The following is a 14,650-nucleotide window of genomic DNA, read 5'->3' as shown; positions in this document are numbered from 1 at the left end:
TTGCGCGGTCCGGCAGCTTCGGCGCCGGCCCTGTTTATCTGCCGCGTCGTGCGGCGACAAAGTTCCGGCGGCGCGTGCCGCCGGCAGATCTTCAGGCGAAGCTTCTCATCAGCCGCGGCACGACGGCAAGTCGGCGTTCGCGCTTGGCGACCGCGAAATCCAGCGCCTGCTGCACGCTCTCCGCCGACACCGGCTTGGTCAGCACGCCGAGCGTTCCGGCAACGCCGTCGCCCAGCTGTTCCGGGTTGCCGGTCATGAAGATGACGGTGACGCCGGCGTCGGCCAGCCGCCGGCCGATTTCCGGACCGGTGGGTCCGTCGGCAAGATTGATGTCGACGAAGGCAATGTCGGTCTTTCCCATGAAGCTCATGGCGTAGTCGAGATCGCTTGCCATGCCCACGACCCGAACACCGGCGCTGCTGCCGTCAACCAGCGATTCAAGGTCGAGAGCGATGAGCAGCTGATCTTCGACGATCAGCACACGGCATGCCGTCTTTTCATGCCCATCAAAGGGGCGCTGTACAATCTTTGTCATCATGAACCTGCCAATAGTTGCGGATCTGTATGAACACAATGGCCGGGCGGCCCCATTGTTCCAATTCAGCTCAAATTACTTTTTATTTCCAAAATGTTAACCATAGAATCAAGCAGGCGCCGACCTGAGCCTGCTACAACAGCGGCACGGTGCGTGAATGTGAGAGCGTGCTGTTTACGGTTTGGTTACAATCCCTTGCCACCCGCATTGACACGCCTCCGGAACGCAGGCCGGGCCTCGTGCCGTGTCCATCTGGAATTCCGATAGAAGCGACGAGTGCCCGCCGCGGTCCGTTCGTGGCGGACATTCCTGGCCGTTCCGGCACGAATGTGGCGCGGGCGGCAAATAGGTGTTCGGCCTTTGTTCTGGACGTGCTATCCCGTCCTCGCTGATTCCGGCGCGGAAGCGCCATCATCGGGGACCATGGCATGGCGGCAGCCTATCTGGACAAACTCAACGAGCAGCAGCGCAGCGCCGTCGAATTCGGCATCGCCGATGGTGCGGCCGGCCCGGCATGCGGTCCGTTGCTGATCATCGCCGGAGCCGGATCCGGCAAGACCAACACGCTGGCCCACCGGGTGGCCCATCTCATCGTCAACGGCGCCGATCCGCGCCGGATCCTGCTGATGACCTTCTCCCGCCGCGCCGCCTCCGAGATGGCGAACCGGGTCGAGCGCATCTGCAAGCGGGTGCTCGGCGACAATTCGGCGGTGCTAACCGATGCGCTGGCCTGGGCGGGAACCTTTCACGGCATCGGCGCGCGATTGCTCAGGATCTATTCCGAGCAGATCGGCCTCACCGCCGACTTCACCATTCACGACCGTGAGGACAGCGCCGACCTGATGAACCTGGCGCGCCACGAACTCGGCCTGTCGAAGACCGAGAGCCGGTTTCCCACCAAGGCGACCTGCCTGTCGATCTACTCGCGCGCGGTGAATTCGGAGACCCCGCTCTCCGAGGTGCTGCGCAACCACTATCCCTGGGTCGCCGGCTGGGAGGAGCAGTTGCGGAGGCTGTTTGCCGCCTATGTCGAGGCCAAGCAGGCGCAGAACGTGCTCGATTACGACGACCTGCTGCTCTACTGGGCGCAGATGGTCTCCGACCCGGACCTGGCCGACGACATCGGCGGCCGTTTCGACCATGTGCTCGTCGACGAATACCAGGACACCAACCGGCTGCAGGCTTCGGTCCTCATGGCGCTCAAGCCGGGAGGGCGCGGGTTGACCGTGGTCGGCGACGACGCCCAGTCGATCTATTCCTTCCGAGCCGCCTCGGTGCGCAACATTCTCGATTTTCCCGCCCACTTCAGCCCGGTGGCCGACGTGATCACGCTCGACCGCAACTATCGCTCGACCCAGCCGATCCTCGCCGCCGCCAACGGCGTCATCGACATGGCGCGCGAACGCTACACCAAGAATCTCTGGACCGACCGGCAGTCGGCCGAGCGGCCGAAGCTCGTCACCGTCAGGGACGAGGCCGGGCAGGCCGGATACATCGTCGAGCAGGTGCTCGCCAACCGCGAGGTCGGCATCGCACTCAAGCAGCAGGCGGTGCTGTTCCGCACCTCGAGCCACAGCGGCCCGCTGGAGGTCGAGCTCACGCGCCGCAACATTCCCTTCGTCAAGTTCGGCGGCCTCAAGTTCCTCGACTCGGCCCATGTCAAGGACATGCTGGCGGTGCTGCGCTTCGCGCAGAATCCGCGCGACCGGGTGGCGGGCTTCCGGCTGATGCAGATGCTGCCTGGCATCGGTCCGCAGACCGCCGGGCGGATCCTGGACGCCATCGCCGCCGATCCGGAACCGCTGGCGGCCCTCGCCGAGATCCCCGCCCCGCCGCGATCGGGCGATGACTGGCCGCGCTTCGTCGCGGTGCTCGAGGGACTGCGGACTGGCGGCGACGGCTGGCCGGCCGAAATCGCCCGGGCGCGGCTGTGGTACGAGCCGCATCTCGACCGCATCCACGAGGACGCCGAGACCCGCAAGGCCGATCTGCTGCAGCTCGAACAGATCGCCGCCGGCTATCCCTCGCGCGAGCGTTTTCTCACAGAACTGACGCTTGACCCGCCGCAGGCGACCAGCGACCAGGCCGGCGTGCCGCTGCTCGACGAGGATTATCTGATCCTCTCCACCATCCACTCGGCCAAGGGGCAGGAGTGGCGCGCGGTGTTCATGCTCAATGTCGTCGACGGCTGCATGCCGTCGGATCTCGGCACCGGCAGCAGCGCCGAGATCGAGGAGGAGCGCCGCCTGCTTTATGTCGGCATGACGCGGGCGCGTGACAGCCTGGCGCTGATCACGCCGCAGCGCTTCTTCACCCACGGGCAGAATCCCCAGGGTGACCGCCATGTCTACGCCGCGCGCAGCCGCTTCATTCCGGCCACGCTGCTGCAGTTCTTCGAGGCGGCGAACTGGCCGGTGGTCTCGGCTGTGGCCGGCGAACGCAGTGCCCGCCAGATCCGCGTCGATGTCGCAGCCCGCATGCGCACAATGTGGACATAGCGCGCTTCCGATTTTCACTGAATCCCAGACGCGCTCCAAGGTCTTGATTGTCGCATTGTCCACGACGAGGTGAAGTTCACGTCCTCCGGACATTCTCCGGGCGTCGTTGACCGTCACCGCCGCCGGACGGAACGGCGCGCCACGCGGCTTGCAATGCGCCCCGGGATGCGGAAGACTTCATCTGCCTACATTTGAAGCCGCCGCGTCGGCATCGTTTTCCGGGATTTCCGCATGCTCGCTCCTGCCCCACGCAAGGTGACCATCATCGGTGCAGGCATCGTCGGCCTTGCCACCGCCCTCACCCTTCAGTCGGAGGGCCATGACGTCACGCTGATCGATCCGCGGCCGCCGGGCAGCGCCACCTCCTTCGGCAATGCCGGCGCCATAGTCTCCGGCGGCGTGGTGCCGACGGCCACGCCCGGCCTGTGGAAGCGCGTGCCGACGATGCTTCTCGATCCGATGAGCCCGCTCAGGATCCGCTGGTCCTATCTTCCGCGGCTCGCGCCCTGGCTCATCCGCTTTCTCGATTCCGGTCGCGAGCACAACGCATTGCGGATCAGCCGCGAGCTCTCGACGCTGACGGCCGGCTGCCTTGAAGCGCACCACCGGCTCGCCGATCTCGCCGGCGCCCGGCATATCCTCAAACCGGTCGGCTGGCTCAAGGTCTATCGCGACGAGGACGCCTATGCGGGCACCGCCTACGATCGTGGTCTGATGGATCTGGCGGGCGTCAGTTATCAGCATCTTGAGGCCGACGAACTGCACCAGCTCGAACCCGGTATCTCGCGCGACTTCACCGTCGGCCTGTTCCAGCCGGACGCGGCCTTCGTCTCAACGCCCTATGCGCTCTCGCAGGCGCTGTTTTCGGCTTTCACGGAACGCGGCGGTGTCTTTCATCAGGAGGCCGTGCGGCGTTTCGATTTCGGCGACGACGGACAGCCCAGCGCGGTGGTCACCACCCACGCCATCCATCCGCTCGACACCCTGGTGATCGCTGCGGGGGCCTGGTCGAAGGAACTGGCGCGCCAGCTCGGCTCGACCGTCTCGCTCGACACCGAGCGCGGCTATCATCTGAGCTTCGCCCGCACCGAGGCCGGACCGGTGCTCAACCGACCCACTGTCTTCGGCGGACCGCAATTCGTGCTGAGTCCGATGGCCGACGGCATAAGGCTCAACGCCGGGGTGGAGCTCGCAGGACTCGACGCCGAGCCGGACTTCACCCGCATCAAGGCGCTGGTGCCGCTTGCACGGAAATGCCTGCCCGGCCTGTCGGGCGAGATCACACGGGAATGGATGGGCTACCGGCCCTCGACGCCCGATTCAAAGCCGGTCATTGGCCGCTCTCCGGTGCATGCCAATGTGCTATATGCCTTTGGTCACGGCCATATGGGGCTCGGCCTGTCCGCCATCACCGGACGATTGATCGCCGACCTGGTGGCGGGACGCGAGAGCCGCATTCAGCTGGCGCCGTTCGCCGTCGACCGCTTCTAGCCGATTGCAGCGGCTGTTTCAGCCACGGGCAGTCCGCCGCGTCCGTCGGCATAGAGGTGGCAGGCCACGGAGCGCTCCGCGTCGACCGCGATGAAATCCGGATAAACCTTGCGGCAGACATCCATCACATGCGGGCAGCGCGGGTGGAAATGGCAGCCGCTCGGCGGATTGACCGCCGACGGCACCTCGCCCTCGATGCGCTCGAAGGCCTTGCGCGCCGTCGGATCGGGGACCGGCGAAGCGTCGCGCAGCATAACCGTGTAGGGATGCAGCGGCTCGTCGAAGATCTTCGGCACCGGCCCCTTCTCGATGATCTTGCCGAGATACATCACCGCCATGACCTGGCAGAAATACCTCACCACGCCGAGATCGTGCGAGATGAAGATGAAGCTGAGATTGAGCCGCTGCTGCAGGTCCCTGAGCAGGGTGAGGATCTGGGACTGGATCGAGACATCCAGCGCCGAGACCGGCTCGTCGGCGATGATCAGCTCGGGATTGAGCGTCAGCGCCCGGGCAATGCCCAGCCGCTGACGTTGGCCGCCGGAGAACTCGTGCGGAAAGCGCACGCCGGCGTCGCGCGGCAGGCCGACTTCCTCGAGCAGGTCCCTGACCCGTTCGTCGGCTTCCTTCTTGCCCATCAGTCCGTGCACCAGCAGCGGCTCGGCCAGGGCGGTGCCGACGCGCATGCGCGGGTTGAGCGAGGAGAACGGATCCTGGAAGATGATCTGCGCCCGCTTCCTGAGCGCCCGCATCTGCTTCGCGTCGGCCTTGCCGATGTCCTGGCCGTCGAATTCGATCGTGCCTTCGTCCGGCTCCAGCAGCCGCAGGATGGTGCGCCCGGCGGTCGACTTGCCGCAGCCGGATTCGCCCACCAGCGCGAAGGCCTGGCCCCGCTGCACCTCGAACGAGATGCCGTCGAGCGCCCGCACGGTGACGGTCTTCGGATTGGGGAAGCCTTTTCGGACCTGGAAGAACTTCTTGAGATTCTTGACGCTGAGCAGCGGTTCAGACATCGGCATGCTCCTTCATCGCTGTCAGGTCATGATCGCCGCGCACCCAGCAGCGCACCGAATGCGCGCCGCCCGCGGGCAGGGTCTCGAGCGGCGGGTTCTGCCTGCGGCAGATGTCGATGGCCAGTTCGCAGCGGGCGGCGAAGCGGCAGCCCTCCGGCATGCGGGTGAGCGGCGGCACCGCGCCGGGAATCGAATAAAGCGTCTTGGTGTCGCGGTCGCTGCGCGGCACCGAGCGCAGCAGCGCCTCGGTGTAGGGATGGGTTGGCCGCGCGAACAGATCGTTGACGCTGGCGATCTCGACGATGTCGCCGGCATACATCACCGCCACCCGGTCGGCGAGCGCCGCCACCACGCCGAGATTGTGGGTGATGAAGATCATCGACATGTCGGTCTCGGCCTTGAGCTCGTTGAGCAGCGACAGGATCTGCGCCTGGATGGTCACGTCGAGCGCCGTCGTCGGCTCGTCGGCGAGGATCACCTTCGGCCGGCAGGCAAGCGCCATGGCGATCATCACCCGCTGCCGCATGCCGCCGGAGAACTGGTGCGGATATTCCTTGAAACGGCTCTTCGCCGAGGGGATCTTGACCAGTTCGAGCAGTTCCAGCGCCCGCTTCTCGCCGTCGCCGCGGCTCATCTTCTGGTGATAGCGCAGCGCCTCCATCACCTGGAAGCCGACCGGCAGCACCGGGTTGAGCGAGGTCATGGGTTCCTGGAAGATCATCGAGATGCCGTTGCCGCGGATCTTTCGCATCTCCTCGTCGGGCAGTCGGGAGAGGTCCTTGCCCTCGTATCGGATGTGGTCGGCCTCGACGCGGCCGTTGGTCTTCGGCACCAGGCCGAGGATCGACAGCGCCGTCATGCTCTTGCCGCAGCCGGATTCGCCCACCAGCGCCAGGGTTTCGTTGGGCTGCAGCGCGAAAGAGATGCCGCGCACCGCCGCGTGCCACTCGCCGCCGATGCGGAAGCTCGTGGTGAGGTTGCTGACGTCGAGGACGGGCTCGACCCGAGGATTGCCTGGATGGATCATCAGCTGTCACTCCTGGTCTTCGGATCGATGGCGTCGCGCAGGCCGTCACCCAGAAGGTTGAGCGAGAACACCACGAGCAGGATCGCCATGCTGGGGCACACCGACAGCCACACATTGTCGAGGATGTTCTCGAAGCCTTCCCGGATCATGCCGCCCCAACTGGCTGTCGGCGGCTTGACGCCAAGCCCGATGAAGCTCAGCGATGCCTCGACGCGGATGGCCGTCGCCAGCCACAGCGACCCCATCACCAGCACCTCGGAAAGCACGTTCGGAAAGATGTGCCTGACGATGATGCGCGGATGGCCGAAGCCCAGCGCCCGGCAGGCCTCGATGTAGTCCCGCTCCTTGACCGCGATGGTCGGCGCCCTCGCCGTGCGGGCAAAGGGTGGAATCGCGGTCAGCGCGATGGCGATGATCAGGTTCTCCATGCTGGGGCCGAGCATGGCGACGACGATGAGGCCGAGGATCAGCGCCGGGAACGCCAGCAGCACGTCCATCACCTGCATCAGGGCCAGGTCGATCATGCCGCCGAAATAGCCGGCGATGATGCCGATGATGGAGCCGATGACCATCGCCAGGCCGATGGCCGTCAGGCTGATGACCAGCGACACGCGGGCGCCGTAGAGCAGTCGGGAGAGAATGTCCCGTCCATAGGCGTCGGTGCCGAACCAGTATTCGGCGCTCGGACCCTTCAGCCGCGCAATGATGTGCTGTTGCAGCGGATCATGCGGCGCCAGCAGCGGCGCGGCGATGGCGACGAGGATGATGAGCACGAAGATCACCGCGCCCACCCCCGTCAGCTTGTTGTTGCGGAAGGCCTTCTGCAACTGGTCGATGAAGGGATGGCGCGAGGCTTCCGGCAGCACGTCGACATGATCGGTCATTGGTATTTCACCCTTGGGTCAATGAGGCCGTAGGTCAGATCGGTCAGCAGATTCACGATGACGATCACGAAGGTGTAGATGATCATCAGCCCCTGCAGCAGCGTGTAGTCACGCTGGCCCAGGGCGCCGACGATCAGCTTGCCGAGGCCGGGCCGGTTGAAGACGATCTCCGTCAGCACCGAATTGCCGATCAGGATCCCGAGATAGAGCCCGACGACGGTGACCACCGGGATGAGCGCATTGCGCATGCCGTGCCGCCAGATCACCACCCGCTCCGGCACGCCCTTGGCGCGCGCGGTCCGGATGTAGTCTTCACCCAGCGACCCCAGCATGGAGGAGCGGGTCACCCGTGTGATGTAGGCGGCCATGATCAGGCCGAGATTGAGCGCCGGCAGCGCCAGGCTTCGCGCCCATTCGCCGAAGGTGGCGCGGTTGCCGCCGCTGATGACCGGCAGCCAGCGAAGCTGGATGGAGAACACGATCAGCATCAGGATGGCCGAGACGAAGGCGGGAAAGGAAAGGCCGAGCAGCGAGCCCACCCTGGTGGCGTAGTCGATCCACTCGTTGCGGTGCAGGGCCGACCAGGCCCCGAGCGGTATGCCGATCACGGCGCCGATGATCAGCGACACCACCGTGAGCTCGATCGTGTAGGGCAGCACGCGGGCGATTTCGGTCAGCACCGGCTTGCCGGTCACCATGGATTCGCCCCAGTCGCCGACCAGGGCCCCGCGCATGAACTCGACATATTGCTCAAGGATCGGACGGTCGACGCCCAGCCGCTCGCGCATGGTCTGCAGCGCCTCCGCGCTGGCCTGATCGCCCAGGATGGTTTGCGCCGGATCTCCGGGCACGATGCGCACCAGCACGAAGACCATGGTCATCACCGCCAGCAGCGTCGGGATGGCGAAGATCAGGCGGCGGACGACGAAACGGAGCATGGCGGTACCTCCTGAGGGCTGCCCCGCGCGGGCAGGCCGGGCAATGGTCATCACAACGAGCCGACCGGGGCGGCGAGCGCCGCCCCGGAGCTCAGGACATCACTTGATGAAGTGCGTCTTCTCGGTGACCGGCGGTCCGAGGCTCAGCGAACCGATGAGCTCGTAACCGAGATCCAGATTGGTCTTCGTTGCCCAGATCTGCAGGTTTTCGTAGATCGGAATGCCGCAGACTTCCGCCATGATCTTTTCCTGGGCGGTCTTCCAGAGCTGCTTCTGCGCCTCCGGATCCTGCTCCACACGCGCCGCCTCGATCTCCTTGTCGGCCACCGCGCAATGCGAGAAGTTGGTGATCCCGGTCGGCGTTCCGACGATGCTTCCGGAATGGAAGAACTGCGTCAGGTAGGTGTCGGCGACCGGGAAGCGGGCGGCCGAATAATGCACGATCTGGCTCAGGTCCTTGCGGATCTGGGCATGGAAGGTCGCATGTTCGACGACTTCGAGGTCGAGCTTGATGCCGGCTTCGGCCAGCTGCGCCTGGAACACTTCCATCGTTCCGAGCATTCCCGGCAGCGCCGTGTGGATCACCTTCAGCGTGACGCCATCGGGAAAGCCTGCTTCGGCAAGCAGTGCCTTGGCGCCGGCCACGTCATGTTTGGGCATCAACTCGCTCATGTCGGCGTAGCCGAGATAGCCCTGCGGCACCACCGACTTGGCGACGCGGGTGACGTCGCGGCCCTTGAACTCCATGAACTGGTCGCGATCCACCGCCATGGCGATTGCCTGCCGGACCCGGATGTCGTCAAGCGGCTTGGAGGTGATGTTGAGCGACATCACCGACATTTCTGCCGGCTCCATCACATGCACCACCGCGCCTTCGACCTGCTTGGTGCGCTCCACCCAGGTCTGGTCCTGCTTGCCGTAGAGCATGTCGAGTTCGCCGGACTGGAAGGCCAGGTCCCGGGCCGAATCCGAGGGCACGTACTGGTAGTTGATGCCGTCGAGTTCAGGCTTGCCGCGGAAATAGTCGGGATTGGCGACCAGCATCAGGCTCTGCTGCGGCTTGTATTCGCCGTACATGAAGGGACCGGTGCCGATCGGCCGCTTCTGGAAGTCCTCGCCCATTTCCTCGGCGGCCTTCATGCACACGATGTTGCCGCCATGGTAGTTGGTGACCAGGCCGAGCAGGCTCGGGACCGGGTTCTTGAGCACGATCTTGACCGTGTAGGGATCGACAGCCTCGACCTTGTCGAAGACGGAGAAGTCGCCGGAGAAGCTCGAACGGTTCGGGTCGGCGGCGCGGTTGAGCGAATAGACGATGTCGGCGGAGGTCAGCTCGCCATAGCCATGGTGGCATTGCACGCCCTGGCGCAGGTGAAAGGTCCAGTCGAGGCCGTCGGCGCTGGTCTCCCAGCTTTCGGCCAGATCGGGCTCGACGGTCTCCGGGGATGCGGTGCCGGGCTTCAGTCGCACCAGGCCGTTGAACATCCAGCCGAACACAGCCTTGTCGATGGTGGTGGCCGACAGATGCGGGTCGAGGCGGCCGGCATCCGGGGCGGCGATGCCGACATTGAGAATGTTGGTGTCGGGGCCCGCGAGGGCCAGATCGGTGGTTCCGGCAAACACCGCCAGACCGCCTGCGAGCAGGATGCCCGCTGTCATCATTCTGTGCTTCATGTCTGTTCTCCCTTGTTATTGACCGGTTGCGACGCTGTCGCGGCCAGCTGGTTTGGCGACGGAACAACCGTGATGGTCATCCAGTCCTTCCCTCGGTACCGCCCCTGCCCGAGGCCCTGTCGTCAGGGCCCGGGTGGAAGCGGAGAGTATCGGGCCTCTCGGGCGGGGCGCGCCGTCGTTGCGGTGCCGCGGGCCCTGGGCCGGCTGTGTGTTCGATCCTTCCGTCTTCGCGCCGGTGGTCCCACTGGCTAGAGAGTGTCTTCGAAACGGCAATTGACGAGCATTTCGGCCATTGCCGCGGTGTTGGGCAGTGCGATGGCGGTGGCCGCCAGTTCTGCGAGATCCTCCGGGGCGATCATCTCGTCGCGCCGGACCTTTGTCACGTCGGCGGTCAGATCGGTGGCCACGAAGCCTGGGCACAGCGCGGTGGCGCGGACACCATCGTCCCAGCCGATGCGGCGGGTGCCGTGGGTGAGCGCCATGAGCGCGTGCTTGGTCATGCTATAGGCAATGTTGTCGTTGCGCACGCGCTTTCCCGAAAGGGAGGCGATGTTGACGATCCTGCCCGAACCCGACGCCCTGAGGTGAGGCAGGCATGCCCGGGTGAGAAACAGCGGTCCCTTGACGTTGACGGCCCAGAGCAGGTCGAGATCGGCCTCGTCGCCTGATTCAATGGAAAAGCTGTTTGAGGTGCCGGCATTGTTGATGAGCGCATCGACCCGGCCGTAACGCTCGACCGTGGCGGCCAGCCAGTCCGCATGACTGGCTGTGTCGACGGCGTCATAGCGCGCGCAGATCAGCCGGTCGCCGCCTAGTGCCGAGGTTGCCGCCCGCAGCGCGGCGACGTCGCGCGCCCCGGCGCTGATCGTGTAGCCCTTGGCGTGGAGCGTTTCGACGATCGCCAGCCCGATGCCTCGGCTTGCCCCGGAAATCATCACCACACGACCCTTCGGATCAATCACGGCTCTTCCTCATCTGCTTGTCCCCTGTTGCCTGCCGGTCATCCGTGCAGGGTCAATGCTGCCTCCGCGGTCTCCATGCCGTCGAACCGTCCGAACCGGAATGCGTCGAGCGCCAGCCGCGGCGCGCGGCCGAGCGCCAGATCCGCCGCCAGCGGCCCCGTCACGGGGCCGATGCCGAAGCCATGGCCGGAGAAACCGGCGGCGACGACCAGATTGTCGATCCCCGGCACATGGTCGATCACCGGCAGGGCGTCGGGCGTCAGGTCCAGAATTCCGCCCCAGAATCCTTCGATCTCCATTTCGGCGAAGTTCGGCAGCACCTCGCTGATCCGGGCAATGGTCTCCATCACCAGACGCATGCGCGGCCGCGCCGTCGGCCGACCGTCGACAAGGTCCATCGCGCCGCTCCAGTCCTGCGCCCCGCTGGTCACCCTGAGCCGGCCGGAGATCTCCTGGCGCGCGGCCATGTTGGCGTTCGCCACGCCCAGCACCGGCTTGAGCATCTGGGCCTGCGGCATGCTGCGCAGTACCGTGACGATCGGACGTCGCAGCGGAATCGCGTGGCCAAGAGGTTCGAGCAGGGAATTGACGTCAATCCCGGGTGCCGCCAGTACGGTGCCGGCCGAAATCATGCGTTGGTCGGTGCGCACGCCGGTGATGCGCCCGCCCCGGTCCGTCAGTCCGAGGACACTCTCGCCCATCGAGACCCGGGCGCCGCCCGCAACAGCCTTGCCGAGATAGGCCGTCACCGTCGCCACCGGGTCGGCATGACCGTCGGTCGGGCACCACGACGCGGCGCGGATGCGCGGCGACAGTCCCGGCGCGATGTCGATAATGTCGTCGAGGTCGGTCAGCAGCGTCAGGTCCAGCCCCGCCGCGCGCTGGTTTGTCACCAGCGCCCGCAGGATTTCAATCTCGGCGTCATTGCGGGCGAGCCGGAGATTGCCGTCCTGGCGGTAGCCGGTCTCGGCGCCGAGCCGCGCGGCCAGCTCGGGCCATTGCGCCACCGCGGCCAGCGCCAGCGGCAGTTCCGCCGGATGGCGGCCGGACTGGCGCACGCCGGCCAGCGTCCAGCCTGATGCCATCGCGGCCGGCCCGTACCGGTCGATGATCTCGACCCGCGCGCCGGCCTGCACCAGATCGAGCGCCGCGGCCACGCCGGTGATGCCCGCGCCGATGACAAGGACGTCCGGCGCGCTCATGCCGCTGCCTTCCGGCTGAAGCGCGACAGGGCGAAACTCGATGCGTCCACCAGCAGTCTTTCGCCCAGCACCCGCTGCGCCGCCATCAGGCCGACGCCGGGGCCGATGCCGAAGCCGTGGCCGGACAGGCCGGTGGCAAGGGTCAGGCCCTCCCAGCCCGGCGGGCTGTCGATCACCGGAAGCTCGTCGGGCATCACGTCGATCAGGCCGCCCCAGGTCTGGGCGATGCTCACGCCGGCGAGCTGCGGATGCAGCGCCTTGGCGTCGCCGAGCACCGTGTCGAGCAGCTTGCGGTCCGGGACCGGGTCCATGACCCGGACGCGTTCGAACGGGCTTGTTTCGTCCGCCTTCCAGCGCGAGGAGCCGAGCGGTCCGAAGAATTCCGAGCCGGCGCGGATCTTCATGATGCGCCAGCGGTCCCTGATGATCGGCAGGAAGGCGGCGAAGTGGTGGAAGGCGGCGGGGATGAGCTGGAATTCCGCCGCGCCGCTGCGCGCGATGGTGTAGCCGCCGTCCTGGCGCCGGCGCAGCGAGGCACGCGCGGCGCCGAGCGTGCCGGAAATGAATTCGGGCGCGGGCGTGGTGCGCATGACCGAGGATTTGACCGCCAGCTGCGGCAGGTCGAGATCGAGATTTTCGAGGAACGTGCGCGACCAGACGCCGCCGGCGAGGATGACCGCGTCGCAGGCGATCTCGCCGCGCTCGGTGATGACGGCGCTGACCCTGCCTGCCTGGCGCTCGATGAGTCGGACGGCGCAATTGTCGAGGATCGTGGCGCCTAGCGCCGCCGCGCGCCGCGCCATCGCCGGCACCGCCAGTGCCGGCTCTGCGGTGGCGTCGGAGGGTGTGTGCAGGGCGCCCTTGAACCGGCGCCCGCTCTGTCCGATGAGCGAATCGGTCTCCGCCGCCGACAGCAGGGTGGAATCGAGCTGGAAATGCTTCGTCCGGTCGAGCCAGTCCTGGTGGCGGGCGATGTCGGCGTCGGTTTCGGAAAGATAGGTGGTGCCGCGCACGCCGTAGCCGATGTCGCTGTCGAGATCGGAGACGATCCGCGACCAGAGCCGTGCGCTTTCGATCATCAGCGGCAGTTCGCGCTCGTCGCGGTTGGCCTTGCGGATCCAGCCCCAGTTGCGCGACGACTGCTCGCCGGCGATGCGGCCCTTTTCACACAGCACGACCGGAACGCCGCGCTCGGCCAGGAAGAGCGCCGCCGTCACGCCGACGATGCCGCCTCCGATGATGACGACGCCGGTCCTGGAAGGAAAGCTCTGTTCGGCGCTTTTGGCGTCCACGCAAGTCTCCTGGGCAATCGAGTGCTGATTGCCAGTCAACGGCGACGGCTGCTATAAGGCAAATAAGGTTTCCTTCCGTCACTATGTGATAAAGTTATACACCATGCTCAGCCAGCGTTCCCTCGAGGCTTTCCGCGCCGTCATGCGCACCGGCACCGTGTCCGGGGCGGCGGAAGAGCTGCTCATCTCCCAGCCCGCCGCCAGCCGGCTGATCCGGGAGCTCGAGGAAAAAACCGGGCTCCGCCTGTTCACCCGCCACGGCGGCCGTGTGGCGGCGACCCACGAGGCGCATGAGTTCTGGGTCGAGGTCGAGCGCAGCTTCACCGGCCTCAGGCACATCGAGCGCGCCGCCCAGCAGATCAGGAGCGGCCAGCGGGCGACCATCACCATTGCGGCAGCCCCGGCGCTTGCCTACACCGCGCTGCCCGAGGCGGTTGCCCGTCTGCAACAGCGGCGACCGGGGTTCCGGGCCGAATTCCTGTCGATGACGACATTGCCGGTGGTCCGCCAGGTGGCCCTCAGGCAGTGCCAGATCGGCTTCGGCGTGCTCACCCAGCACAAGCTCGAGATCGACGTGGTCAAGACCGGCTCGCTTGCCTATCGCTTCATTGCCGAAGCGGGTCATCCGCTGGGAGACCTCGATGAGGTCTGTTCGGAGGATCTCGCCGGCCTCGATTTTGTCGGCTTTGTCGATTCGACCATGACCGGCCGCCTGTTCGACCTGCATTTCGCCCGGATGCGCAAGCCGCCGGTGGTCAGGCTGCGCAGCTATCTGTCCAATGTCATCTCCGCTCTCGTCATCCGCGGCCTCGGCGTCGGCATCGTCGATCCGTTCACCGCCGAAGTTCATGTCCGGCTCGGCGGCGTGTCCCGGCCGTGGCGTGGCGAGGAGCGCTTCGACTACTCCGTGATCAAGCCGCTGGGCGAGAAGCTGAGTTCGGAATGCGAGGGATTGGTCGCCGTGTTCGAGGAACTGGCCGACCTGCACAGGGATTGAACCGGTCAGGCCAAATTGGCGGCCCAGAACGCCATCGGCATCGGCGCGATGGGCGGGATGCTGGCGGCAACCGTGCGGGGCATTTTCGTCATGCCCTCTCTTCGTCCGCATCGCCGCCGGGATGCTGCGGAAACCGG

12 protein-coding genes are annotated in these 14,650 nt (G+C 66.2%); 3 read left to right on the top strand and 9 right to left on the bottom strand.

Annotated features, from left to right (window positions below):
* Positions 1-91 precede the first annotated feature (91 nt).
* Positions 92-538, bottom strand: a complete 447-nt coding sequence (locus DFR52_RS13805) for a response regulator (protein WP_110032540.1) — start codon at positions 536-538, stop codon at positions 92-94.
* Between the two features lie 425 nt (positions 539-963).
* On the opposite strand from DFR52_RS13805, the gene DFR52_RS13800 reads away from it, so the two are divergent.
* Both DFR52_RS13800 and DFR52_RS13795 read left to right on the top strand, forming a co-directional pair.
* A complete protein-coding gene (locus tag DFR52_RS13800) occupies positions 964-3,033 on the top strand; it encodes an ATP-dependent helicase (RefSeq protein ID WP_110032539.1) in 2,070 nt (689 codons plus the stop codon).
* 231 nt (positions 3,034-3,264) lie between these two features.
* Entirely contained in the window at positions 3,265-4,524 is a 1,260-nt protein-coding gene (locus DFR52_RS13795) for an NAD(P)/FAD-dependent oxidoreductase (protein ID WP_110032538.1), read from the top strand.
* Here the strand turns inward: DFR52_RS13795 and DFR52_RS13790 are convergent.
* From DFR52_RS13790 to DFR52_RS13755, 8 genes are all read right to left on the bottom strand, one after another.
* On the bottom strand, positions 4,521-5,537 hold the full coding sequence (locus DFR52_RS13790) for an ABC transporter ATP-binding protein (RefSeq protein WP_110032869.1): 1,017 nt from the start codon (positions 5,535-5,537) through the stop codon (positions 4,521-4,523). The genes DFR52_RS13795 and DFR52_RS13790 overlap by 4 nt on opposite strands.
* Positions 5,530-6,564 carry an ABC transporter ATP-binding protein gene (locus DFR52_RS13785; protein WP_110032537.1) on the bottom strand — a complete coding sequence of 345 codons (1,035 nt, stop codon included), beginning with the start codon at positions 6,562-6,564 and terminating at the stop codon, positions 5,530-5,532. Before DFR52_RS13785 ends, DFR52_RS13790 begins: the two co-directional genes overlap by 8 nt.
* On the bottom strand, positions 6,564-7,448 hold the full coding sequence (locus tag DFR52_RS13780) for an ABC transporter permease (protein ID WP_110032536.1): 885 nt from the start codon (positions 7,446-7,448) through the stop codon (positions 6,564-6,566). Before DFR52_RS13780 ends, DFR52_RS13785 begins: the two co-directional genes overlap by 1 nt.
* Complete coding sequence (locus DFR52_RS13775; RefSeq protein WP_110032535.1) at positions 7,445-8,386, bottom strand: ABC transporter permease; 942 nt, start codon at positions 8,384-8,386, stop codon at positions 7,445-7,447. The genes DFR52_RS13780 and DFR52_RS13775 overlap by 4 nt, the downstream gene beginning before the upstream one ends.
* A gap of 99 nt (positions 8,387-8,485) precedes the next feature.
* On the bottom strand, positions 8,486-10,060 hold the full coding sequence (locus DFR52_RS13770; RefSeq protein WP_110032534.1) for an ABC transporter substrate-binding protein: 1,575 nt from the start codon (positions 10,058-10,060) through the stop codon (positions 8,486-8,488).
* A gap of 248 nt (positions 10,061-10,308) precedes the next feature.
* Positions 10,309-11,022 (bottom strand): SDR family NAD(P)-dependent oxidoreductase, encoded by a 714-nt coding sequence (locus tag DFR52_RS13765; protein ID WP_170132269.1) that lies wholly within the window; start codon positions 11,020-11,022, stop codon positions 10,309-10,311.
* 38 nt (positions 11,023-11,060) lie between these two features.
* On the bottom strand, positions 11,061-12,224 hold the full coding sequence (locus tag DFR52_RS13760) for an NAD(P)/FAD-dependent oxidoreductase (protein ID WP_110032532.1): 1,164 nt from the start codon (positions 12,222-12,224) through the stop codon (positions 11,061-11,063).
* Entirely contained in the window at positions 12,221-13,516 is a 1,296-nt protein-coding gene (locus DFR52_RS13755) for an NAD(P)/FAD-dependent oxidoreductase (protein WP_110032531.1), read from the bottom strand. Before DFR52_RS13755 ends, DFR52_RS13760 begins: the two co-directional genes overlap by 4 nt.
* Positions 13,517-13,619: 103 nt before the next feature.
* On the opposite strand from DFR52_RS13755, the gene DFR52_RS13750 reads away from it, so the two are divergent.
* The gene (locus DFR52_RS13750) at positions 13,620-14,513 is read left to right on the top strand and encodes a LysR family transcriptional regulator (RefSeq protein ID WP_110032530.1); all 894 of its coding nucleotides are present in this window, start codon (positions 13,620-13,622) and stop codon (positions 14,511-14,513) included.
* Positions 14,514-14,650 lie beyond the last annotated feature (137 nt).

Source organism: Hoeflea marina (assembly GCF_003182275.1).
GTDB lineage: Bacteria > Pseudomonadota > Alphaproteobacteria > Rhizobiales > Rhizobiaceae > Hoeflea > Hoeflea marina.
Note: the sequence above shows the minus strand (reverse complement) of the source record. Positions and strands in the feature narration are given on the sequence as shown.

Bases quoted from the DNA above. Each gene is read 5' to 3' on its own strand.
- DFR52_RS13805 (WP_110032540.1), bottom strand. From the start codon at position 538: ATGATGACAAAGATTGTACAGCGCCCCTTTGATGGGCATGAAAAGACG.
- DFR52_RS13800 (WP_110032539.1), top strand. From the start codon at position 964: ATGGCGGCAGCCTATCTGGACAAACTCAACGAGCAGCAGCGCAGCGCC.
- DFR52_RS13795 (WP_110032538.1), top strand. From the start codon at position 3,265: ATGCTCGCTCCTGCCCCACGCAAGGTGACCATCATCGGTGCAGGCATC.
- DFR52_RS13790 (WP_110032869.1), bottom strand. From the start codon at position 5,537: ATGTCTGAACCGCTGCTCAGCGTCAAGAATCTCAAGAAGTTCTTCCAG.
- DFR52_RS13785 (WP_110032537.1), bottom strand. From the start codon at position 6,564: ATGATCCATCCAGGCAATCCTCGGGTCGAGCCCGTCCTCGACGTCAGC.
- DFR52_RS13780 (WP_110032536.1), bottom strand. From the start codon at position 7,448: ATGACCGATCATGTCGACGTGCTGCCGGAAGCCTCGCGCCATCCCTTC.
- DFR52_RS13775 (WP_110032535.1), bottom strand. From the start codon at position 8,386: ATGCTCCGTTTCGTCGTCCGCCGCCTGATCTTCGCCATCCCGACGCTG.
- DFR52_RS13770 (WP_110032534.1), bottom strand. From the start codon at position 10,060: ATGAAGCACAGAATGATGACAGCGGGCATCCTGCTCGCAGGCGGTCTG.
- DFR52_RS13760 (WP_110032532.1), bottom strand. From the start codon at position 12,224: ATGAGCGCGCCGGACGTCCTTGTCATCGGCGCGGGCATCACCGGCGTG.
- DFR52_RS13750 (WP_110032530.1), top strand. From the start codon at position 13,620: ATGCTCAGCCAGCGTTCCCTCGAGGCTTTCCGCGCCGTCATGCGCACC.